21 protein-coding genes are annotated in these 23,984 nt (G+C 31.2%); 6 read left to right on the top strand and 15 right to left on the bottom strand.

From position 1 onward, the window contains the following. Positions 1–81 precede the first annotated feature (81 nt). Positions 82–2,274 carry a DNA helicase RecQ gene (gene recQ, locus ACEQT4_RS11665; RefSeq protein ID WP_370227882.1) on the bottom strand — a complete coding sequence of 731 codons (2,193 nt, stop codon included), beginning with the start codon at positions 2,272–2,274 and terminating at the stop codon, positions 82–84. Between the two features lie 160 nt (positions 2,275–2,434). On the opposite strand from recQ, the gene ACEQT4_RS11660 reads away from it, so the two are divergent. The 4 genes from ACEQT4_RS11660 (at position 2,435) to lptB (ending at position 5,385) form a co-directional block, all read left to right on the top strand. After that, positions 2,435–3,400, top strand: coding sequence for an SIS domain-containing protein (locus ACEQT4_RS11660; RefSeq protein WP_027880015.1), 966 nt, complete (start codon positions 2,435–2,437; stop codon positions 3,398–3,400). Continuing rightward, positions 3,400–4,236, top strand: coding sequence for a twin-arginine translocase subunit TatC (gene tatC / locus ACEQT4_RS11655; RefSeq protein WP_027880016.1), 837 nt, complete (start codon positions 3,400–3,402; stop codon positions 4,234–4,236). The genes ACEQT4_RS11660 and tatC overlap by 1 nt, the downstream gene beginning before the upstream one ends. After that, the gene (locus tag ACEQT4_RS11650; RefSeq protein WP_027880017.1) at positions 4,220–4,570 is read left to right on the top strand and encodes a carboxymuconolactone decarboxylase family protein; all 351 of its coding nucleotides are present in this window, start codon (positions 4,220–4,222) and stop codon (positions 4,568–4,570) included. Before tatC ends, ACEQT4_RS11650 begins: the two co-directional genes overlap by 17 nt. Before the next feature lie 74 nt (positions 4,571–4,644). Next, positions 4,645–5,385 carry an LPS export ABC transporter ATP-binding protein gene (lptB, locus tag ACEQT4_RS11645; protein WP_027880018.1) on the top strand — a complete coding sequence of 247 codons (741 nt, stop codon included), beginning with the start codon at positions 4,645–4,647 and terminating at the stop codon, positions 5,383–5,385. A 563-nt stretch (positions 5,386–5,948) separates the two neighbouring features. On the opposite strand, the gene ACEQT4_RS11640 is transcribed toward lptB, so the two are convergent. Both ACEQT4_RS11640 and ACEQT4_RS11635 read right to left on the bottom strand, forming a co-directional pair. Beyond that, a complete protein-coding gene (locus ACEQT4_RS11640) occupies positions 5,949–6,770 on the bottom strand; it encodes a TerC family protein (RefSeq protein WP_370227879.1) in 822 nt (273 codons plus the stop codon). 8 nt (positions 6,771–6,778) lie between these two features. Beyond that, a complete protein-coding gene (locus ACEQT4_RS11635; protein ID WP_370227877.1) occupies positions 6,779–7,528 on the bottom strand; it encodes a phosphatidylcholine/phosphatidylserine synthase in 750 nt (249 codons plus the stop codon). A gap of 206 nt (positions 7,529–7,734) precedes the next feature. Between ACEQT4_RS11635 and ACEQT4_RS11630 the strand changes: the two genes are divergently transcribed. Both ACEQT4_RS11630 and ACEQT4_RS11625 read left to right on the top strand, forming a co-directional pair. Further along, positions 7,735–8,721 carry a PorV/PorQ family protein gene (locus ACEQT4_RS11630; protein WP_205619340.1) on the top strand — a complete coding sequence of 329 codons (987 nt, stop codon included), beginning with the start codon at positions 7,735–7,737 and terminating at the stop codon, positions 8,719–8,721. A gap of 9 nt (positions 8,722–8,730) precedes the next feature. After that, positions 8,731–9,882: a DUF4105 domain-containing protein gene (locus ACEQT4_RS11625; RefSeq protein WP_370227875.1), complete on the top strand. Its 1,152-nt coding sequence runs from the start codon at positions 8,731–8,733 to the stop codon at positions 9,880–9,882. Between the two features lie 68 nt (positions 9,883–9,950). Here the strand turns inward: ACEQT4_RS11625 and ACEQT4_RS11620 are convergent, their stop codons facing one another. From ACEQT4_RS11620 to ACEQT4_RS11565, 12 genes are all read right to left on the bottom strand, one after another. Beyond that, positions 9,951–11,345: a sugar transferase gene (locus ACEQT4_RS11620; protein WP_370227873.1), complete on the bottom strand. Its 1,395-nt coding sequence runs from the start codon at positions 11,343–11,345 to the stop codon at positions 9,951–9,953. A gap of 78 nt (positions 11,346–11,423) precedes the next feature. Beyond that, on the bottom strand, positions 11,424–12,431 hold the full coding sequence (locus ACEQT4_RS11615; protein WP_370227871.1) for a glycosyltransferase family 4 protein: 1,008 nt from the start codon (positions 12,429–12,431) through the stop codon (positions 11,424–11,426). Continuing rightward, positions 12,391–13,740 (bottom strand): O-antigen ligase family protein, encoded by a 1,350-nt coding sequence (locus ACEQT4_RS11610; RefSeq protein ID WP_370227869.1) that lies wholly within the window; start codon positions 13,738–13,740, stop codon positions 12,391–12,393. The genes ACEQT4_RS11615 and ACEQT4_RS11610 overlap by 41 nt, the downstream gene beginning before the upstream one ends. Next, the gene (locus ACEQT4_RS11605) at positions 13,740–14,819 is read right to left on the bottom strand and encodes a glycosyltransferase (RefSeq protein WP_370227867.1); all 1,080 of its coding nucleotides are present in this window, start codon (positions 14,817–14,819) and stop codon (positions 13,740–13,742) included. The genes ACEQT4_RS11610 and ACEQT4_RS11605 overlap by 1 nt, the downstream gene beginning before the upstream one ends. A 145-nt stretch (positions 14,820–14,964) precedes the next feature. Next, on the bottom strand, positions 14,965–16,092 hold the full coding sequence (locus ACEQT4_RS11600; protein WP_370227865.1) for a glycosyltransferase: 1,128 nt from the start codon (positions 16,090–16,092) through the stop codon (positions 14,965–14,967). Then, a complete protein-coding gene (locus ACEQT4_RS11595; protein WP_370227863.1) occupies positions 16,089–17,084 on the bottom strand; it encodes a glycosyltransferase family 2 protein in 996 nt (331 codons plus the stop codon). The genes ACEQT4_RS11600 and ACEQT4_RS11595 overlap by 4 nt, the downstream gene beginning before the upstream one ends. After that, positions 17,081–18,112, bottom strand: a complete 1,032-nt coding sequence (locus ACEQT4_RS11590; protein WP_370227861.1) for an exostosin family protein — start codon at positions 18,110–18,112, stop codon at positions 17,081–17,083. Before ACEQT4_RS11590 ends, ACEQT4_RS11595 begins: the two co-directional genes overlap by 4 nt. Continuing rightward, the gene (locus ACEQT4_RS11585) at positions 18,105–19,649 is read right to left on the bottom strand and encodes a glycosyltransferase family 2 protein (RefSeq protein WP_370227859.1); all 1,545 of its coding nucleotides are present in this window, start codon (positions 19,647–19,649) and stop codon (positions 18,105–18,107) included. Before ACEQT4_RS11585 ends, ACEQT4_RS11590 begins: the two co-directional genes overlap by 8 nt. Next, the gene (locus ACEQT4_RS11580) at positions 19,646–20,593 is read right to left on the bottom strand and encodes a hypothetical protein (protein ID WP_372521220.1); all 948 of its coding nucleotides are present in this window, start codon (positions 20,591–20,593) and stop codon (positions 19,646–19,648) included. The genes ACEQT4_RS11585 and ACEQT4_RS11580 overlap by 4 nt, the downstream gene beginning before the upstream one ends. 5 nt (positions 20,594–20,598) lie before the next feature. Next, positions 20,599–21,747 carry a glycosyltransferase family 4 protein gene (locus ACEQT4_RS11575; protein WP_370227855.1) on the bottom strand — a complete coding sequence of 383 codons (1,149 nt, stop codon included), beginning with the start codon at positions 21,745–21,747 and terminating at the stop codon, positions 20,599–20,601. A gap of 3 nt (positions 21,748–21,750) precedes the next feature. Then, positions 21,751–22,413: an FkbM family methyltransferase gene (locus ACEQT4_RS11570; RefSeq protein WP_370227853.1), complete on the bottom strand. Its 663-nt coding sequence runs from the start codon at positions 22,411–22,413 to the stop codon at positions 21,751–21,753. A 1-nt stretch (position 22,414) separates the two neighbouring features. After that, the gene (locus ACEQT4_RS11565; RefSeq protein WP_370227851.1) at positions 22,415–23,812 is read right to left on the bottom strand and encodes a UDP-glycosyltransferase; all 1,398 of its coding nucleotides are present in this window, start codon (positions 23,810–23,812) and stop codon (positions 22,415–22,417) included. Positions 23,813–23,984: the final 172 nt, after the last annotated feature.

Raw genomic sequence — 23,984 nt, 5'->3', positions numbered from 1 at the left:
AAAATTTTTAATGATTAGTTATTTTCTAAAACAAAAAAGTCATTGTAAATACAATGACTTTTTTTCATTTTTTTTTTGAAATTAATTAGCGACTTCACTAATAAATTTAATTCGGTATAAACGTAACTCTTCGTCGTCGTAATCGCCATCAAATTCGTCTAAAGCTACATCTATCTTATCGGTTTCAGTTTCCATAAAATAGTCGTATAGTTCTTCTTGCTGGTCTTCATCTAAAATTTCATCTATCCAATAATCGATATTTAATTTGGTTCCAGAATAGACAATAGCTTCCATTTCTTTAATAAATGCTGGCATTTCCATGCCTTTTGCAGACGCTATATCTGTTAATGGTAGCTTTCTATCTACATTTTGAATAATGTATAATTTTATTCCAGAATTACTTCCTGTAGATTTTACAATCATATCATCTGGTCTTATGATATCATTATCTTCTACATATTTGGAGATAAGTTTTACAAAATCTTTACCGTATTTTTTTGCTTTACCTTCTCCTACACCATGCACATTAGATAATTCTTCTATAGAAATCGGGTATTTAAGCGCCATATCTTCTAAAGAAGGATCTTGAAAAATAACAAATGGTGGTACACCTAATTTTTTAGCGTTTGTTTTACGTAGGTCTTTTAGCATTTTCATTAATTGCTCATCTACTACTGCTCCACTTCCTTTAGATGCTGTTATAACATTATCTGTGTTATCTTCACTAAAATCATGGTCCTTTGTCATCATAAAAGATGTTGGGTTACTTAAAAAGTTTTTTCCTTCATCTGTAAGTTTTATAACACCATAGGTTTCGATATCTTTTTTTAGTAATCCAGCGACTAGCATTTGTCGTGTTAATGCCATCCAGTAACTTTTTTCTTTGTCTTTACCTACACCAAAGAAAGGTTGTGTATCTGTTTTATGAGAATTAATTAAGGCATTAGATTTACCGACTATAACATTTACAAGTTCTTTAGACTTGTACTTTGCATTTGTTTTACTTACAACATCTAATATAATAGCGACATTGTCTTTTGCTTCTTCTTTTTCCTTTGGATGACGCATATTATCATCCATATCGCCTCCTTCTCCTGTTTCGTTATCAAATTCTTCTCCAAAATAATGAAGAATGAATTTTCTTCTAGACATAGATGTTTCTGCAAAAGCAACTACTTCTTGTAACAATGCATGACCAATTTCTTGCTCCGCTACTGGTTTACCAGACATAAACTTTTCTAATTTTTCTATGTCTTTATAAGAATAATAAGCCAAGCAATGTCCTTCACCGCCATCTCTTCCTGCACGACCTGTTTCTTGATAATAGCTTTCTATACTTTTTGGTATATCATGGTGAATTACAAAACGAACATCTGGTTTATCTATTCCCATACCAAATGCTATTGTTGCTACCACTACATCAATATCTTCCATTAAAAACATATCCTGGTGAGATGCTCTTTTTTTAGCATCTAAACCTGCATGATAGGGTACAGCCTTTATACCATTAACTTGTAGTACTTGCGCCAATTCTTCAACACGTTTTCTACTTAAACAGTAAACAATACCAGATTTACCTTCATGTTGTTTGATAAATCTAATGATGTCTGAATCTACATTTTTGGTTTTTGGACGTATTTCGTAATATAAATTAGGTCTATTAAAAGATGCTTTAAAAGTATTAGCATCTGTCATCCCTAAGTTTTTAAGAATATCTTCTTGCACCTTAGGTGTTGCTGTTGCAGTTAGACCTATAATAGGTATATTATCGCCTATACGTTTTATAATGTTTCTTAGGTTACGGTATTCTGGCCTAAAGTCGTGTCCCCATTCGCTAATACAATGGGCTTCATCAACTGCCATAAAAGATATTTTTACAGATCGTAAAAACTCTACATACTCATCCTTTGTTAAAGATTCTGGAGCTACATAAAGTAATTTAGTTACACCGTTGGTAATATCTGCTTTTACTTGTTTTACTTCCGTTTTATTTAATGAAGAATTTAAAACGTGTGCAATACCATTTTCATTAGAGACACCTCTTATGGCGTCTACTTGATTTTTCATTAAAGCTATTAAAGGAGAAACTACTATTGCTGTACCTTCTTGCATTAATGCTGGTAGTTGGTAACATAAACTTTTACCTCCACCTGTAGGCATAATAACAAAGGTATTGTTTTGATCTAATATACTTTTTATTACTTGCTCTTGTAAGCCTTTAAACTCACCAAAGCCAAAATATTTTTTTAATGCTGCATGCAAATCACTTTTCACTATACGAACGATTTGAAATTTTATTAATTAGTTACATTTAACACATAAAACAGCAAAATAATTTAAGAGTTTAAATATTTCACTAATGAAATAATCCCTAAATTTGCTGCTTTAAAATTAAAGATACTAAAATCTTTATAAACCAAAAAAATAAAATACTTTGAAAAATAATGCCTCCATATTAAAGAGTGCTAAAGAGACCATAGAATTAGAAGGACAAGCCATACTAAATTTAAAATCTTTATTAGACGATGATTTTGTTAACGCTACCCAATTAATCTACAACTCTAAAGGTCGTGTTATTATAACAGGCATAGGTAAAAGTGCTATTATAGCTACTAAAATTGTTGCTACATTAAACTCTACTGGCACACCAGCTGTGTTTATGCACGCTGCAGATGCTATACATGGTGACTTAGGTTTAATTTTAGAAGATGATGTTGTGATCTGCATTTCTAAAAGCGGAAATACTCCTGAAATTAAAGTTTTAGTTCCACTTATTAAAAACGCTAAAAATAAAATGATTGCCTTAACTGGTAACAAAGATTCTTTTTTAGGACAACATGCAGATTATGTATTAAATTCTTACGTGCAAAAAGAAGCATGTCCTAATAATTTAGCACCAACAACAAGTACTACAGCTCAATTAGTTTTAGGTGATGCGTTGGCTGTTACGTTATTAGAATTACGTGGATTTACTAGCCGAGATTTTGCAAAATACCATCCTGGTGGCGCTTTAGGTAAAAAATTATACTTGCGCGTACTTGATATTTCTTCTGTAAACGAAAAACCTCAAGTTACGTTAAATACAAGCATTAGAGATGTTATTGTTGAAATTTCTGAAAAACGTCTTGGTGTTACAGCTGTTGTAGAAGACAAAAAAATTGTGGGCATCATAACAGATGGAGATTTAAGACGTATGCTTAGTAAAGTAGACGATTTTTCTTCGCTTACAGCAAAAGATATTATGAGCAGCAACCCAAAACGTATAGCAGAAGATGCTATGGCTATAGATGCTATGGAAGTACTTGAGGAGAACGGAATCTCTCAATTACTGGTTGAAAAAGAAGGTCATTATGCTGGTGTTGTACATTTACACGATTTAATAAAAGAAGGTATTATATAATGGCAAAAAAGGATGTAAACGAGATGTCTTTTTTAGATCATCTTGAAGATTTAAGATGGCATCTTATACGTATTGTTGGTGCCGTTATACTTTGTGGCACAGTCGCTTTTATCTTTAAGGGATTTATTTTTGACAATATCATTTTTGCGCCTAAAAAAATGGAATTCCCTACCTACCAATGGTTATGCGCTCTTGCAAACTTAGTTAGTGTAGAAGACTCTACTTTTTGCGGAGAATCTTTCCCGTTTATCATCCAAAACAGGACGATGGCTGGTCAGTTTTCTGCACACATATGGACGTCTATTTATGCAGGCTTTATTATTGCTTTTCCTTATGTTATATATCAACTATGGAAGTTTATTAGTCCTGGACTTAATGATAATGAACGTAATACTTCAAGAGGATTTATTGTAGTTTCATCTTTATTATTTTTTTTAGGTGTTTTATTTGGGTATTATGTAATAACACCTTTATCTATAAACTTTTTAGGAACATACACGGTAAGTGCAGAAGTATCTAACGAGATTGACATTTCATCTTACATAAGTTTAGTAAGAGCATCTGTAATTGCATCAGGAATTATTTTTGAACTACCTATTTTAATTTACTTTTTAACCAAATTAGGTTTAGTAACACCAGAAATTTTACGCAAATACCGAAAGTTTGCGCTGGTTATTGTTTTAATTATTTCAGCAGTAATCACTCCGCCAGATATAGCTAGTCAAATAATAGTAGCTATTCCGGTAATAATTTTATACGAAATTAGTATTCATATTTCTAGAATTGTATTAAAAAGAGAAAGAAAAAAAACCAAATCACATGTCAGATCTAGTTAAAGAATTTAATGATTACAGAGCCAAGATGAACGATAAAATTCTTGGTGATAACAACAAAATAATAAAACGTATTTTTAACTTAGACACCAATGCTTTTGCTGCAGGTGCATTAGACGTAAAAACTAAAGAGCTACTTGGTTTAGTTGCCTCTACAGTATTACGTTGTGACGATTGCGTAAAATACCATTTAGAGTCTTGTTATAAAGAAGGTGTAACAAAAGAAGAAGTAATGGAAACTTTAAGTATTGGTACACTAATTGGCGGTACAATAGTAATTCCTCACTTACGTCGTGCTTACGAGTATTGGGAAGAACTTGAAAACCAAAAGGGTTAAACTTTATATAAAATAAAAGTGACACTTTAATAGTTATATTGAAATGACTATTTTTAGCAAAATTAAATCAACAGATGAAGCTTAGAGCCGAACATTTAATGAAGTCCTACAACGGACGAAAAGTAGTAAAAGACGTATCCCTTGAAGTAAATCAAGGTGAAATTGTTGGGCTTTTAGGACCTAATGGTGCAGGTAAAACAACGTCTTTTTACATGATTGTTGGTTTAATTAAACCTAATGGCGGAAATATTTTTTTAGACAATACTAATATTACCAATTACCCAATGTACAAACGTGCTCAAAATGGTATTGGTTACTTAGCCCAAGAAGCTTCTGTATTTAGAAAATTAAGTATTGAAGAAAATATTTTAAGCGTATTACAGCTAACTAAACTTAGTAAAAAAGAACAATTAATGCGTATGGAAGCGTTAATTGAAGAGTTTAGTTTAGGTCACATACGTAAAAATCGTGGAGACTTATTATCTGGTGGAGAGCGACGTCGTACAGAAATTGCACGTGCATTAGCTACAAACCCAAGTTTTATTTTATTAGATGAGCCTTTTGCTGGTGTAGATCCTGTTGCTGTAGAAGACATACAACGTATTGTAGCACAGTTAACTAAAAAGAATATTGGTATCTTAATTACAGACCATAACGTACAAGAAACGTTAGCTATTACAGATCGTACATACCTAATGTTTGAAGGTAGTATACTTAAAGCTGGTGAACCAGAAGAATTAGCTAATGATGAAATGGTACGTAAAGTATACCTAGGTCAAAACTTCGAGTTACGTAAAAAGAAAATACGCGAGTAGGTTTTTTCAGTTGGCAGTTTTCAGTTGGCAGTACGCAGTAATCAGTCAGCAATACGCAGTAAAAATTAGCTTTAGCTTTTCTCGTTAATCCGAAAAAGTCATTACTAAATTAGTTTCTAATCAAACCTTACTATTTTAAGATAAGAATATAATGATGTAATTAAAATAATACTTATTAAAATAAAAGGTATTTCAATACCAACATTCAAACTATAAAAAAACAGATAAACTGAAGCACAAACGTATGTCAAAACTAATAAGTCATATTTAAATAGTTTTTTCCTGTTTATTTCTTCAAATTTTTCAATTATTTCTTCAAGCCTTCCTTTTTTGTAATAATAAAAGTGTGGTAGTACAAAAGTTATTATAAAAATAAAAAAAAATAAAATTTTAGTTTTTAATATCTCTTCATTTAAGAATGCTACAATCGTCAAAAGATTAAAATATAATAAAACAGTAATAGCACTTATTGTAGATTTTTTTGGCCACCAATTATTTGTAATTGATATGCTTTTATATATACTAAAGAAAATATAATTGAAAATTATCATCTAATCAGATAATTAATTTTCTTCTTTTTTATTCTCTACACTTGCCTTCTCTACTAACAATTTCTTTTGATAGCGTCCTTGTACAATATCTACAATAACTAAAACAGCGATAACAAAGTAGAATGTAGTATTACTCATTGGTGTAATTTCATTACCAAAAAATTTGATATGTGCTAGATGTCCTCCTTCTGTCACTAGCATTATACCAACTATAAAAAGGATAAATAAACCTAAAACTTCATACATTCTATTTTTAGATAAAAATGTTGAAATTCTATCTGCTAACAATAGCATTAATAAACCGCTACATACAATAGCAATTGCCATAATTATAAAAGCTGTTGTAGAGCTTTCAATATCACTAGTTAAGCCTATTGCTGCCAAAATAGAATCAAAAGAAAACACCAAATTCATAATAACAATACTAACAACTACTGCGTTAGCACTTTTAAAACCTTTGGTTTCTTTTTCTAAGGTTTCATGTATATCTGGTGTACCAATCATATGCCAAATTTCTTTAATAGCAGTATAAATTATAAATCCGCCACCTGCAAGAACAATTAAACTGTGACCGTTAAATGCAAAATCTACTACATTTTCTATACTTCCTGTTAAGAAAGAAAATGGCTCTTTAAAAAAACCAATAATAGATACTAACACAAATAACAGCACTATTCTTAAAGCTATAGCAATTAAAATACCTACTTTTCTAACGCGCTTTTGAGAGTCTTTTGGTGCTTTTTTAGATTCTAAAGAGATGTAAAGTAAATTGTCAAAACCTAAAACTGCTTGTAACATTATAAGCATTAGAAGGGTAAAAATGTTTTCTAACATAATAGTTATTAATTGATTGTATTAAATAATGATAATAAAATGTAAAGTAAGATAACTAAAGGGATTGCTGCAAATTGTAAGACTATTAGTAATACAACACTAAGTATTAAAAAAATGTAACGCACAGCATTGGTTTTAAAACCGTAACTTTTAAATTTTAAGGCAAACAATTTAATTGGCGAATTCAATAAATAAGTACTTAACAAAGTTAAAACCACCAAAAACCAAGGGTTTAAAATAGTCGCATTTATCAAATCGTTATTCTGAAATTCTAAAATTAAAGGTAAAGACAATACCAACAAAGCATTTGCTGGTGTTGGTAAACCTTTAAAATAGCTTTGTTGATCTTCGTCTATGTTAAAACGTGCCAATCTGTAGGCTGAAGACAACGTAATTAGTAACCCTAAAAAAGGCAAAAAGCTAACATTAACGCCAGACCAATATAAACTATCAGACCAGTCATCAGTTATAGTTATTCCATTTGTATTAGTTGCTAACTCTAACAGTTTATACATAATTAAACCTGGCACTAAACCACTAGTAACCATATCTGCTAAACTATCTAATTGTATTCCTAACTCACTTTGTACGTTTAATTTTCTTGCTAAAAGCCCATCAAAAAAATCAAAAAATATACCTAAAAAAACAAAAATTGCTGCTAATGTAAAGTGATTATTTACAACAAAAACCACAGCTATACTTCCACATAAAAGATTAAGAAGTGTGACAAAATTAGGAATAAAGGCTTTAATATTCATGCATTAGTTTTTTGTAAAAATAGTAAAGAATTTTGGTCTAAAACAACTTACAAACAATATACTATTAAAATTGAAGTTTAATATGTAGAAAAAATATAGCATCTTTGTAAAAAAAATTGAAATTGAGATTACTTTTAGCTTCTCTTATATTATTGGTGTTCATCCCATTAAACGCACAAACCACCCGTAAATATTCTAACGAATTTATGAATATAGGTGTAGATGCTGCTGCTTTGGGACAAAGTAACGCTGTAGTAGCAAGATCTAACGATGTAAATGCAGGTTACTGGAATCCTGCAGGATTAATCAATTTAGAAGACAATCAATTAGCTTTAATGCACTCTAGTTACTTTGCTAATATTGCAAATTATGACTATGCCGGTTTTGCTATGCCTTTAGATGATAATAGTGCTTTTGGAGTGTCTTTAATTAGATTTGCTGTAGACGATATTTTAGATACTACTCAGTTAATTGACGAGCAAGGTAATGTAAATTACGACCGTATTAGCCTCTTCTCTACTGCAGATTATGGATTAACAATATCTTATTCAAGAAACTTACCTATACAAGGATTAAGCTATGGCGTAAATGCTAAAATTATACGCCGTATTATTGGGGATTTTGCTTCAAGTTGGGGCGTAGGTCTTGATGCTGCTATTCAATTTGAAACAGATAACAATTGGAAGTTTGGTGTTATGGCAAGAGACATCACAACAACGTATAACGCATGGTCAATTAACGAAGAAGAATTTGCCAAAGTACAGAATGCTGTTGAAGGTCAAAACCAAGAATTACCAGAAACTACAGAAATTACAATACCTAAACTACAAATTGGTGTTGCAAAACTATACCGCTTTCACTACGATTATACATTAGAAGCAGAAATAGATTTAAATGTAAGATTTGAACAAAATAATGATGTTATCTCTACCTCTTTTGCTAGCATTAACCCTGCATTTGGGTTTGAGTTTGGATATATTGACATGATATATCTTCGTGGCGGAATGGGTAATTTTCAAAATGAATTACAGATAGATAATTCAGAGCAATTAACTTTCCAGCCTACATTTGGTGTTGGGTTTAAATACAACGGTATACAGGTAGATTATGCGTTTACAGATATTGGTGACCAAAGTGTAGCATTATATTCTAACGTATTTTCTTTAAAATTAGATTTTAGTATCTTTAGATAACCCTATCTTATGAAACTACTTTTACGCTTCCTTTTTCTACTTTGTGTTACAATTGCTTTTTCACAAAAAAACATCCCTAACAACACACAAATTAGTGTATTAACCATTGGTTCTGGCAATAACCTTAATGATGCGTTTGGACATAGTGGTATTAGACTAAAAACAAGTTACAGCGATATTGTATACGACTTTGGTCGTTATAATTTTGAAGACCCAAACTTTTACCTCAACTTCGCTAGAGGAAAACTTAACTACTTACAAGGTAAAGCTAATTACAATAACTTAGTTAATTTTTACAAACAACAAAACAGAAGTATTAAAGAACAAATTCTTAATCTTTCTGCTGAAGAAAAGCAAAGCGTTTATACATTTTTAGAAACTAATTACGCAAAAAATCAAGGGGCTTATTTATATGATTTTTTCTATGATAATTGTGCTACAAAAATTAGAGATGTTATAGAAAATGCTACTAACGGTAATATTGACTACCAATTACCTGATAATTACGAAGACAAAACTTTCCGCACATTAATTCAAGATCAATTGCATCCTAATACTTGGGGAAGCTTAGGAATAGATATTGCATTAGGAGCTATTATAGACCGAACCGCAACACCAAGAGAGCACATGTTTTTACCTAAAAACATACATGCATTTTACAGTGAGGCTACAATAAATAATAGACAATTAGTTAGTAATAGTAAAACAATTATTAATTCTGATACTAAATTTAAAAACGGAACTTTTTTATTAAGTCCAATTTTTGTTTTAAGTCTTATTGCTATATTAATCATCTATATAACCTTTAACGATCATAAAAAACAGCGAAGAACAAAAGGGTTAGATGCTTGTATACAGTTAATTTTAGGTGTAATAGGTATACTTTTAACTTTACTATGGTTCGGTACAGATCATACCGCTACGGGTTATAATTATAACTTATTATGGGCTTTTCCTTTAAGTTTATTTATGGTTATCCAAGCCTATAAAGCAAAACCAAAAAAATGGTTTATTGGATATATTAAGTTTTGTGTATTAATGCTATGCTTGCTTACTGTACATTGGATTAGTGGTGTACAACAATTTGCTCCAACTTTAATTCCGCTTTTAATTGCGCTATTCGTAAGATACATATTTCTATTGAAGTTTTTAAAGAAATAGTAGTTCTCGATAAATTGTACTCGTACCTCGTAAAACACTCGAACTGACGAGAACTTCAAAACTTAAATTTACTGTCCTCTAAAGAAAATAACAGTACTTAAGGTTTTTATCACGATATTTATGTCTAACATAAAACTACGATGTTTAATATAAAACAAATCATACTGTAGTTTTAACAAACTATCGTCTACACTAGATCCATAACGCGCTTTAACCTGAGCCCAACCTGTTAGTCCTGGTTTTACAATATGTCTAGTTTCATAAAAAGGAATAACTTGAGACAACTCTTTAACAAAAACAGGTCGTTCTGGTCTTGGACCTATCAAACTCATGTCGCCTTTTAAGATGTTAATAAATTGCGGAATTTCATCTAAGCGAGACGTGCGTAAAAAACGTCCAAAAGGCGTAACGCGACTATCATTTTTACTTGCCCAAACTGCTCCTGCAGATTCGGCATTTTTCACCATACTTCTGTATTTATATATAGTAAAAGGTTTTCCGTTTTTACCTACGCGCTCTTGTGTATAAAACAGTTTACCTCTATTACCAAGTGCGTTTCCTATTAAATTTAAAGGTAAAAACAAAACTCCTATAGCCAATCCTATCACAGATAAAATTATATCTAATAATCGTCTATAAGCAAGGTAAAATTTGTTTTTATTATTTCTACTAAAAGGGAAATATTTATAAAAGTCTTTACCTACAAATTGTACAGGGACACGATAAGTAATATCCTCATAAACTTGTGTGTACTCTTTGATTGGAAAACCTTTTTCTAGCAAAGACATAAGCTCTGAATATATCGTTGGCGTTATATTTTCTGAATTATAACTTGCGACTACTATTTCAGAAATTCCTTCATCTTTAATCACCTTTCTAATTTGCCTTGAGCTAAATTCTTTAACTGCAGTAAACTTAACTGTGTCTTTTTTATCACTCTCGCAATTTATATAACCTACAATAACATAATTTGGGTCTGCATTATTAAAAGCCTTAACAATACTTTTAATATTAGAGGTTTCTCCTATAAGTAATACACGCTTATAAAAACGTGGTGAAGAAATAAAGGTAATATAAGCCCAACGCCAAACAAACAAACCTAATAAAATAGCAATATAAAAATAGATAATCTGCAATCTATTATCAGGTAAAGATGGTGTATAAAAAGGTGTTAATAAATAAAATAATACGGTTATCGAAGTGGTTAAAATAATGGTGCTTACCACAGTTTCCATTCGGCTAGATTTTTGTAAATCGTACAGTTCTAAAACTGTTCCAAAAACAGATATATAAAGTGCTAGCACAAAAATCCATGCCCAATGCTCTTTATTTACCAAAAAATAATCAAAATTAAATATAGTACTCACCAAGTACAAAGAGCCACCTATAGAAAGCAAGTCGAAAATACGTAGTAGAATTTTACGCTCAGAAATTTCAAAATGTATGCCACTTGTATTATCCATTGGCTATTGGTTGGAAGAATTTTACCAAAGATAAAAACATAAAAATTTTAAACAAGTGTATCGACAAATTTATAATTATCATTTTAAGACAGATAACCATAATTGTTGTATAGTAGACCAATCATAACTTTCGGCTTTTACCCTTGCTTGTTTTGTAATAGTTGATAGTAATATAGAATCATCTTTAAGTTGTTGTATAGCGCTTACAAAACCTTCAACTTGTCTTGATTTTACTAATAAACCATCTTTTTGGTGATGAATTAAAAATGACAATCCACCAACATCTGTAGAAATAACCGGTAATCCTAATGCCATAGCTTCTATAACGCTTACTGGCATATTATCAAAGTTAGTCGTATTTATAAATATATTGTAATCTTTAGACAGTAAAATCCACTCAGATTTGGTTAAACCACCAGTAAAGGTTACATCTAAGTACTTAGATTTAGCGTAAGCTTTGGTCGTCTCTAAACTGCCATCCTTTTCTGGTCCTACCATACATAAAGAGGCATTATACCCTTTTACTTTCAAAGTCTCTAAAATATCTATAGCTAAAGTAGGATTATAAATTTTAGAGAAAGAGCGTACCCAAAGTAGTTTTACCTCATCTATAACTCGAGTATTAAACTCATATTGACTAATATCAATACTATTAGGTATGACTTTGCATGTATAACCTTTAGTTTCAAAATGATGCTTCATATACTCTGAAGGTGATATATTAATGTAAGAATACTTAAATATTAGTTGACTAAGCTTAGGGTTATTTATTAAACGGTTAGGTAAGTTTCCGCCGTGTAAAATGGGTATGTATTTCAACTTTAAAAGACGACACAACAGACTAACAGCTAAAGCAAAATAAAAATTTAAAGTACTATAAGTATCAATTAGTACATAATTAGCTGTTTTACGCTGTTTAAACACGGTTAATAACATGTCTAATAAACGTAAAAAAATATTACTTTTAGAAGACGCATAAGTCACTTTATAACCTAAATCTTCAATATGAAGACCCAAGGTATCAATAGTAGATGCTGTATTACCTTTATGCGCTAACTTGTTTCCTATGTAAACGAGATGAGTCATCTTTAATATGTATTAAACTTAAAGCATATATAAACGCTGGTGCTGCAATACGCATGGAAGAATGGTTTATGGTTAAAAACCAAAACAGATAAAAAGAGAAAAAGAGTACGTTACTTCTATCTTTTAATCTTAAAAATAAAGGAACTAAAAGTAAAATACTGAAGGCTAAAATGCCTAAAAAACCGTGCTCGGCAATGATACGGCTCATTTCATTATGTGAGGCAGCGTGTATACCTGTTTCTTGAAAGCGCAAATCTTTGATACGCCCTACACCTACACCTACAAAAGGATGTTCTAAAAACTCTTCAAACTCAGCTAAAAATAAATCTGTACGTCCTGTTGTTATATCTTCTTTCTCCATTCCTACTGCATTTTGATTGGCATAACGTTTTTCAATCATTCCATTAGTCTGTATGGTAGAGATAATCCAAGTTGCAGCTCCCAGAACCAAAAAAACCACTACAGAAGATAGCATTCTAGTTTTATTAACCTTATCCATACTTTTATATTGAATAAATATAAAAGCGACTATCATTATTATAGCTGTAAATACTCCTCCACGACTAAAAGTAACTATTGCTCTAAAGGCAAAAAGTAAAATAAATAATAAATCTAGATACTTTATTAGTTTGGATTTAGAAAAATAAAAGAAACGAACCGTAAATAGAAAAAAACCTAAACCTAAAACTGTTGCCACCTGATTAGGACCAAAACCACCTGATGCTATAAAGTTTGAAGAAGTCCCAACTGCTACTTCAGATACATTAGGGTTATAGGTAATAATATAAATCAATGTACTAACTAAAGGAAATACAATATGATTAACAACATGTTTAAGCTGACTTTTACTTAACTGTATTTTATAACAAAATAACGCTGCAACACCTAAAGTTACTGGCCCACTTAAATTAAAAGCTATAGCCTTTCTAATATTAGTACTCACATCAAGCACATACAAAGAGATATAAACACTTGGTACTAATAATAGTATATAAAGAAGGTATGAACTTGCTTTAAAATGAAATCCTCTGTAAAAAAGTCCCATTATGCAAAATACTATCACAAGGTATTTACTAGACTCATAAAACAACCCACTACCTGTCATCCTTAAAATTACCTCAGCTCCTAAAATATAAGAGCATGCTTTAATAATCTCAAATGCTTTTAAATTAGGTTTTGCACTGATAACTCTAAAGAAGAAATAAGCAACTAACCCATAAAAATATATGTCACCAAAAGATCTGAAGAAAAACATCAACAAACCTAAAACCACATGTAGTCCTAATATATTTAAATACTGTTTATCCATTAATGAGGCACAAAGTTAGAATATATACCTTTAATAGTTGAAATAACAGCTTTTTTTGAAAAATTATTGTCTATATGTTGGCGTAAAGCACTCCCAAACAACTCTTGTTTTAAAGGATTATCAATATAATAGTCTAAAGCGCGTCTTAATGACTCTGGATCACTAGACGGCACCAACAGTCCGGTTTGTTTATCTATGATTACTTCTTTACATTGTCCTACATTAGTAGCTATAGTAGGTAAACCTGCTAATCCATATTCAATTAAAGCTAGAGGTAAACCTTCAGATTTTGAAGATAGCACACCTATATCACAATGCTTTAAAATTGCTGAAGTATTTGAACAACTCCCGTAAAGAAAGACACCATCAGACAACTTAAAATCTTTGATGTATTGCTTAATAGATTGAGAGTAACCATCTTCAAAATCTTTACCTATTAAATGCAACGTCCAATCTTTATTTTTATCGTATACACTTTTAAAAGCTGTCAACAAATTAATATGATCTTTTTCTTCTCTTAAATTTGCTAAACAAACAATCCTTCTACCTTTAAACCCTCTTAATTTTGTAATTAATTTTTCTTCCTCTGCGATGGAAAAATTGGGTAAATAAGTAACGGATTTGATTAATAATTCTTTTCGAGCCCAAGAAGCCAATAACTCATTAACACTAAAAACATAAGAAAAAAAACAGGAACAAAACTTTAATGTTTTTATCTGAAACTTATTAGAATTGGGCCTATTCCCATAATGGTCATGCCAAATAATCTTAACTTTTAAATATAGTAATTTAACTAATGTAGCTGTAAAGAAAGAACTAGAATGGGCATGTATAATATCTATTTGTTCTTGTTTAATAAAACTTTTAAGCTTTATAATTGCTTTTAAATCAAATGTTCGTTTCTTGTTTAAAAACAAATAACCAACTTTTGGGTCTAATGATACTTTAAGGATACCTTCTTGTCTTGTACTACAAAGATAAGATTTAGAAATTTCAGCCGATAAAGCATTAGCAATATTTACAGAAACACGCTCTGCGCCTCCTGCTTCCAAACTATCTATAAGTTGTAATACTTTCATTTTTCTAATTACTATTAATTACTTTAACCATACAACTTCTTACTTCTATTATCTACCAGCTACCTACTGCAAACTGCTTAATGCTGACTGCATACTTTTACCTCTTGTCTCTTGATTCTTGATTCTTGTTTATTTCATCTTATCTCTATTCTCTATTTTCTTCAAACAAAATCAAATCCCTAATTTCCTTTTCAAAACGATCCAAAGTATATGCTTGCGACCATTCTAAAGCTTTTATTGACATCGACTTAAAGTTTGCTTCAGCATAGCTATTAAAAACTTTAACTGCTTGACCTAAATCTGCCTCTACAAGTATGCCTCGTTCACCATGACCTAACATCGTTGGTATGCAAGAAACTCGCGTAGATAAAGGAATAACTCCAAAAAACATCGCTTCCGCAACCACTTTTGGCCAACCTTCAGATTTTGAAGCTAAAATTAAAAAATGTGATGTTTTATAATAGGTTTTTATAACATCTTTTGGCTGATTACCATGTAAAACGATATGAGAGTCTAATTGATGTGTTTTAATATAATTTTCTAATTCAGGTCTTAAAACGCCATCACCAAATACGTGTAATCGTACTTGTTTACCTTGTTTTAATAACTGCTCAACTAACTGAATAGCAAATAAAGGACGCTTCCCTTCGACTAAACTACCTACAAACATAAATTCTAAAGCACTTCTGTAGTCTCTTACCTTTAAGGGTTCTTTTTCTGCTTCGGTAAAAGTAGCTGTGAAAAATGGTTTAATATTTTCAGTTTGATTAGGCCACTCACCATAAACTAAAGCAGTCATATTTTTAGTTAAAAAAGTATTAGTTAACAACCACTTTTGTAAACAGTAACTCAAGGGTTGCTTAGATTTTGGATCCCAATTACCTGCATACTTAGCGGTTTTTATTTTCTTAGGAAAAAACAACTGAACCAAACAACCTAATAAACCTATATTACCAGGACAGCGTAGATGAATATGATCTGCTTGCTGACAAGCTTTATACAATGTAAACAAAATTAAAGGCAAAGATATTAAAGACTTTAAAGCTCTTGAAAAATTAATAAAAGCTATTTCAGGAATTGCTTTATGTATAATCTGATCATGTTGATAAGCCATATCAATTGCAGACGGTTTTGCCTGATGTACAGGTGAAACGATAGTTACTTCATCTACGTATTTTAACCAAATATTCATCTCTCGCACATAAGGCGCATAGCCATACCATTTTTGGTTTTGGTAAATATGAGGCACATGTGTTAGGATTAAAAAATTCATCGGTTGACTTTTGGCGGATTAATGATAATAGAAAACCACCCAACAACACGTCCTAAGCTTTCGGTCAATGCTTTTTTTCGATGTTTAGTAGTAATGATGTTACTCATTCTTATCAATGTTAACAACAAAGACGTTGCATGAAATTTAAACCTTGCTTTCAAACTCGGATTTTGGTATTTAACACGCCATACATACCAGCCATTTCTTAATACCATTATACCATATTTAAATTGGTTTGGTCGTCCTGAAGCGTCATGATAATGTGCTAAACGCGCATTAGTATTAACATACAAATCGCCTTTTTTAGCTAGTCGTAATGAGAAATCGGCATCTTCATAAAGTCCATATCCTACAAAATAGTCTGAAAACTGATATGTATTAAACACTTCTTTTTTGTAACTAGACACGCCTCCCATAATTTGTTCTACTTGATAGGTTTTCCCTGAAGGTGGTATAAAACTAACCGATCGACCATGAGAAAAAGTAGGCATATAACCTGGTGCTACATCTGGTAACAAACCAAAAGGCTGCCTTAACTTAAATCGCGAGGGTTCATTACGCATGTAACCATCAAAATAAAACTTATCTTTATTGTCCTTACCATCTGAAGTTTCCCACCGTACCTCATTAGTAATATAACCGCCTACTGCTAATGCATTAGGATAAGTAATATAGGTTGATAAAAGCTGCTTAAAATAATCTGGTTCCAAAACAATATCATCGTCCAAAAAACAAACCACATCTATAGCATCTCCTACTTGATTAATCCCAAAATTACGCTGTTTAGTTAATCCGCGTTGCGAATCATCTACTTTATAATATCTTAAATTTTTAAAAGGATTTTCTTCTAAAATAGTTTTGGTATCATTATTTGTAGATCCATCAATAATTAAAATATCATCTGGGTATAAACTTTGTTCGTTTATCGATTTCAACAAAGTTAGTAAAGCTTGCGGACGCATATATGTACAAACAATTAAAGAAAACCTCATAATGACCTTGCTTTAAATTGTTTATAAATGGCTTTAAAATAGGCATCACGTTTTAAATATTGTAACCATAGCTCTCTGTTAGCTTGTTGTAATGCTTTAAATTCAGTGTCACTTAATGACTGATGAAAATCTAGGATTTGTTTAATAATTGGCACCTTACTTTTAGCATCAATAATCACACAATGTTTTTGCCAGTCAATAATGTTTGCTAAAGGTAATCTACAATCTGTATTTAATAAAATAGGGATACGTCCTACTGCTAGAGTTTCATAAAAACGTACCGAAAAATTACCAACACCACGAATGCAAAAGGTATAAGCATTATTATGAATATTGTTGTAAAAAGCTATACTACTGTCGCGTCTAGTTGCTTCATTATGTAGTCCTGCGCGGTATTGATTTCGAAGGATAAAATTGGTGTTTACTTTATCGTTTACCGCTAATGTTTGTAAATATCTAGCGCGTTTAATACTAGATGGATAAAACGATTGCTTATCGACCAACCAACCTTTAAAACGACGTTTTACACTGTATTTCAAATGGTTAAATAGCTCTTTTAGCCATTTTTTAAATCCTAATTGGGCGTGTCCTACAAAACCAATATTAGGTTGTTCTGTTTTTTCTAAAGATTTAAATTCTGAATTTATAAAAGTTGAATAAGGATCATTTATAAATGAAGGTAATATAAAAGTAGTCTTAGACAACTTGCTATCAAAACCGCTTAATCTAAACGTATAGCTATTTTTGATGTAATTAGTATATCCATAATCACCTGCAGTATAAATCCATAATGGTTTTTGATGCTGCTTGGCGAGTTGTAATAATTCTTGACTAACTTGTTGATGCTTAATAAACACCGCATAATCTATAGGAAACACAACTACATCTGCCTCACTAATGGTATCGGTAATTTGATACAAACTAAGCAGTTCTTGGTTTGGCTTAAATACCAAATCAAACAGTAACGGAAAGACTTGACGTCGATACGTTTCTGTTAAAAAATCGGTATTGGTGTAAAGTTTAAGCATTAATAGATTGGGTTAGTTTTTGACTCCACTCAGCACTTTTTTGCCATTTCACTTTAAATTGTTTTACAAACTTAAAAGGATTTTTTTCATGACCACGTTTATAGCTTTTTAGCCCTAACAACAATTGATACCCTTGTAATTGATTAGATGTAAAATAGGTACTATGAAGTAAGTAAATCGTAGGTGATGGTTTAGGTTGGGTTAAATCATCTTCCCATAGTTGTTTCACTTTTGTTCTATAACCTCCAAACGGCGCTTTTAAATGTGTTATTTTAATATTTGCAAAATAAATCACATCTTCTCCTAAATGGCGCAACTGCATTCCAAAATCATTATCTTCACCATAATTAAACTCATAGCGTTTATCAAATTGTACTTGTTTAATTAACTCTGACTTGATTAAACTATTGCCTGCTCCAAAAATACTAGTTTGTGCCGTGTTTAAATACGTTTGTGTTTCATGTGGTTGTAAATACACAGTCGTACCCACAGTAACACCATATTTAGTCACAGCTTCTAGTAAAGATGCTATGAGGTCTGCTTCAAATCGGTTATCATCATCACCTAATAGAGCCCATTCACTTTCTACTTGGGACAATGCTATATTTCTAGCATTACAAACACCGGTTTGATGGGTAAAGGTATGTTTTATATTAAAAGGCCAATCTTGAGTTGCTAAATAATCTAATTCGGATGTAGAGTTTGGTTCTGGATTTTGTTCAACAATGACTACAGTTTTAGGTAATAACGTTTGTTTTGATAAATCCATTAACACATCATACAAGTATTGTTTTCTTCCTATGGTTGGTATAATGACATCTACCGTAGACGTTGTGTTAACTTGTTTTAAACTATGTATTTTTAATTTACCTAAATTAAATTCAAGATGTTGTTGCTTAAAAAATAGCGATTTTAATAAAGCTACAATTGGTAACCGTTTTTCATAAACACAAATAGCCAAGGTCAAAAAATAAACCCAAACCCATTTATAATGCTGCTTTACAAACTGATATAAAATAGAAATAGAAGCTGTTTCTTGCTGATAACTTATCGATACATTTTCTTTTAGTAAATCTGGTGATGAATAACAAAATAAACCTTGCGTCATACCATGCTTAGCTAAGCTATTTAAGTAATAATCAAAAGGATTAGACTTAGGCAAAATAGACGTCACTGTATTGACTACAGATGCATGCACACCACCAACCATGCTAGACATTAACCAAGTAGGATAAGTCACCTGCTTATTAATTTTTAGATAATAAGAACGCTCTACATAACCTATTTGCTCTGGCAAATAATGAGAACCTATATAAAAACTCGCCAGAATACGTTGATGATGAAATACTTCCGTTAAGCCTTCATAGTTAATATGTGCTTCACAACTTTGGTGACACCATAAAATAAGAGAATCCGGATAAGCAGATGCCAAAACAATAAACGTTTCGGTTAATGGTTGATTTAAATACCCATCAATAACCTGAGCGTTATGTAACACTTTTACAATCTTATTATCATGATGCACAATAACTATCATAAATCAACGTAGGTAAATGTTGTTTCTCCAACAATAGCAGCATACTTAGAAAAACTACTGTTATACATGGCTTCTGTTTTTAAAAAATAAACCTGACTGCTTTTACTAATCATAAAAAAGTCTATCAACGTTTTTAAATGTCCTTCTATTTGGCTATTTTTTTCAAAATTATCCATATGAAATGGCATTCCTTCTACAGCTTTTATAGAACTATTCGCAGTCACATAATTAATAAAATTAATACTATCTGAAAAAATATAAGCGGTTTTATTAGCACTTAAGGTCTTTATGTTTTCTAATAATTTATATTTTAATTGTTCTTGAGCGGCTTCAGGCAACACTAAAGAAGTGGTATCTTTAAAATCACCCATAATACTGGTAAACCGAGTGTGAAAAGCAATAAAATTTGAAGTATTTATCTCTTGTAAACGCTGATTTAAAAGATCAGAAATTTTAAAAAGTGATGTAAAATCTGTATTCCATTGCTGTCCTAATTCATCTTCATTTAAATGAGGAAAAAGAGTACGTCCATAATCTATATTCGCATAAACAAAATAACGATTCGCTTTTTTTTGTTTAATAAGTTCTATTGGATTCACATTAAAATCATTAACCACATGTATAAACTGGTCTTTAAACGGATGCCATCTAATGGCTTCTGGTTTAATAAGCCAATTTACTTGATTTGGTTCTAAAAATTGGTCTAATGCAAAAGGATTATAAAATAATATCTTAAAATCATAGTCTAATGTTTTGGCAACTTGATAAAAAGAGATGATACCTTTTAAACGGTCTACCAATCCACCATGTGGAAACACACCGTCAAAACAAACTATAATCTGTTTCTGTTCTGGCTTAGAAAAAGATATAGATTTAAAGTAGCGCATCACCCATTTAAAAAAATAGAATTGTTTAACTAGGTGTTTTTTTATCAGTTTACGCATGTTTATTAGCTATTAATTACAGACATATAATAATCAATATTTTGTTGTACTAAAGTCTCTATATCAAAAGTATGCTCTGTTTTTACTCGTGCTGCTTTACCTATTTGTAAACATAATTCCTGATCATTAAAAAGCTTTATAATTGCTTCAACATAAGCATCTGTATGCTTAGGATGTACTAAATACCCATTAACACCATCATCTATTAGCTCTTGTGCCCAACCTATACTGGTATTTACTACAGGCTTTTGAAGCGCCATACTCTCAATAGTTACCATACCCAAAGTTTCTGCAAAACTAGGAAAGGTACAGACATGCGCATTTTTTATATGTTCTTGTACTTCTGAATAAGGTATTTTTCCTAAATAATTGACCTTTGCTTTTACCTTTTCAGAAAATAAAGACTGCATCAATGCATAAGTAGATGCTTTGCCTGTTTTAATATCTCCTGAGTCACCTCCAATTAAAATTAATTGTGCATCTGGTTCTTTTTGTACTAACTTATTAAATACATCGGCTAACTCTAAAACACCTTTTTTTCTGATAATTGTTCCTATGTATAAAAGTGTTTTAGGTTGAAATTCCTCAGGATGAGCATTAACAAACCGATCCAACTCCAAACCATAATGGATGGTTTTAATTTTATTACGGTTTAAACCAAATATTTTAGCGGTTTCTTCTCCTGCATAGGTGGTTGGCGCAATATAGGCTTTAGCATTTTGTAAGGCTAGTTTTTCAAACACAAAATTTTTAAACTTTTGTTTCCTTCCATCTAGTTTACAAAAATAAGCATCACTACCATGAAACCTAATGACTAACGGAACCTTAAAGCGCATAAAAGCCGTTATACCGGTCCAATCTGGTGCTTCTAAAAGATGGATTTGTTCTTGCTCAACAATGGTATTGACATAGCGGTTTACTAATATTCTATAATGATACCAGGTTAAAAATTTAAACGCCTGTTTTTTTATTAAATGTATAGTCACACCATCGGCTTCTACAATAGAATCTTTAGATTGATGATATACAAATACCGTTACTTTCACACCTTGCTTTACCAAGCTAGTGGCTAAGTTTTTAATACTAGTCGCTATACCTGCTGCATGACTAACTTCTGGGTGTGGATATTCTGGTGTGATGTAGCCTATGTGCATAATTTATTTTCTTTCAAAGCTTAGCTCAATACATTTTGGTAAGCTGTTTACAAATCCTCCAGATGGATTAACCTCCATAAACACCAAGTTGAAATTATTAGATATTTTTTTTATAAAATCTAACAAAAGATGATGCTTAACATCTAAATCATGAAACTCAAAAACCATTGCTCTGATTTGGGATTGATGGGCTAATAATTCTTCTAAAAAATCATACTCACTACCTTCTATATCTAATTTAAGTACAACTGTTTTTTTATAACCAAAATACGTTTGTATGATACTAAAAATTTGCTCTGGTGTTTTCAACCATTTTGAAAGGTGTTTACACCGTTTTTTATTTGTTAAATCCCAAAAAATTAAAATATTATATAAATAAGATAGTTTTCTTGTCTTATTTAAAAATAATCGTGCAATTCCTTTTAAGAGTAATTTCCATTTAGATACTGTGGGATCAACCATTAATAAGGATGCATTCGGATTTAAACGATAAAAATCAAATTCAAATTCTACATTAGAGGATATACCACCACTAAATAACAAATCACTTTCTGTAATACTATTGGGACTTAAATAATAACCACCGTCACCAATACTACCAAATCGTAAAAGAGTTGTACTTTCTATTAAATAATAATCTTTTATATGCTGATAATAATTGGTCATTTTAATTAATCAATACCCTGTTTAAAGCTTCCCATATATTTTTAGAGGCTTCTGTTGGTGTTGGGCCAACAATAATCTCATACCATTGCTTACCTTCTTCTACATTACTTAACTGCCCATCTAATATTTGTTGTACTAAGTTTTCTAACTCATTTTTATCAGTGCAAAACACAGCTGCTTTGTCACTTGGCATACTTCTAAAATGCACATACTTGTAGTTTTGCCCTATATCTCTTATACCTTTTTTTAATTGTGGCTGCTCATAATTATAATAAATACATGCTTTATCATGAGCCACAAAATCAAATACTGTACTAGAACACACATTAGTTACAAATGCACTATGCTCACAGACATTATACAACATTTTAAAATCTTCAGGAGCTGGTAAGACTTGATTCCATTGACTACCTACCTGCTTCCAAATAGGATCTAAGACTTCAATGATATCTGCATTTTCTTTTATAACCGCATCATAACGATTGGTGAAATCCACTGGACATTTTCTATAAATTATTCCTAATTTGTAACCTTTTGTATTTAAGCTACGTACCACATTAGCCAAATCTTCTAAATAGTACTGATCTAAAGGCGAAGTGGTTTCATCATCTCCAGAATAGCAGATGTATTGCTTCTCTACATCCAATCCATAGGTGTTAAAAAAGTCCTCACGTGTTTCTTTTAAACTATGATCATAATGTGGTTCAAATTGTGGTGTCCCTGTTACAAATACTTGCTCTGGTTTTACAAATGGATAGTATTGCAATACTTCGCGCTTCATATGCTCGCTCCACACACAATAATAGTCAGTCTCAACAACTTGCATGGCTTTTGGAACATTATCCCACGAGTAGACAAACGCTACCGTAGGTATGCCTAAATCTTTTGCTGCTAACAAAGCACTTATAGACTGTGTTGCACGTTGTGTGGTACAGAAAATTAAATCTGGTTGATGTTCCTCCAATTGTGCTTTACAATAAGCATATTTAGGATTTTTTCGTTCTAAAGCATTAATTTTATGTCTTAATTTTTCTACACCTTTTTCTGAAGAATATAACCCAATCAAGAATTGTGTATATAAACTTTTAATAGTGTTTTTTAATCCTTTATAACTAAACGGAAATTTATAAGTTGGATAGACATCATCATTAAACTTATCTCTAGAAACGTTTAATTCGGCACGTTTTCTTGCTCTAGAATATATTGGTGTTAACGGATGTATTTGATGATTTTCAATGGTAACTTGTTTAAACCCTAACTCAGATTCTAAATCAAAAATAGTATTATTCCAATAGGTAATATCAAAACCCATCTCTTCACCTATAGACTTAAACTTTGTAAATGCAAAATTGCGCAATCCTACACCATCAGGAAAAAATACAAATACCTTTTTACTCATTTATGTTTTTATTCTTAGACTTCTCTTCTCTCTTTTCTATGATCTATTTTCTATTTCTTCTTACTTCAGGCCTCTTACCTCTTGCCTCTTGTCTCTTGTCTCTTGTCTCTTGTCTCTAAAATAAAAAACCACATTGTCATTGCGAGGACGCAGGACGAAGCAATCTCTTCAT

This window comes from Mesoflavibacter sp., from assembly GCF_964226795.1.
GTDB classification, from domain to species: Bacteria; Bacteroidota; Bacteroidia; order Flavobacteriales; family Flavobacteriaceae; genus Mesoflavibacter; species Mesoflavibacter zeaxanthinifaciens.
This window is presented reverse-complemented; position numbering and strand designations above follow the sequence as displayed.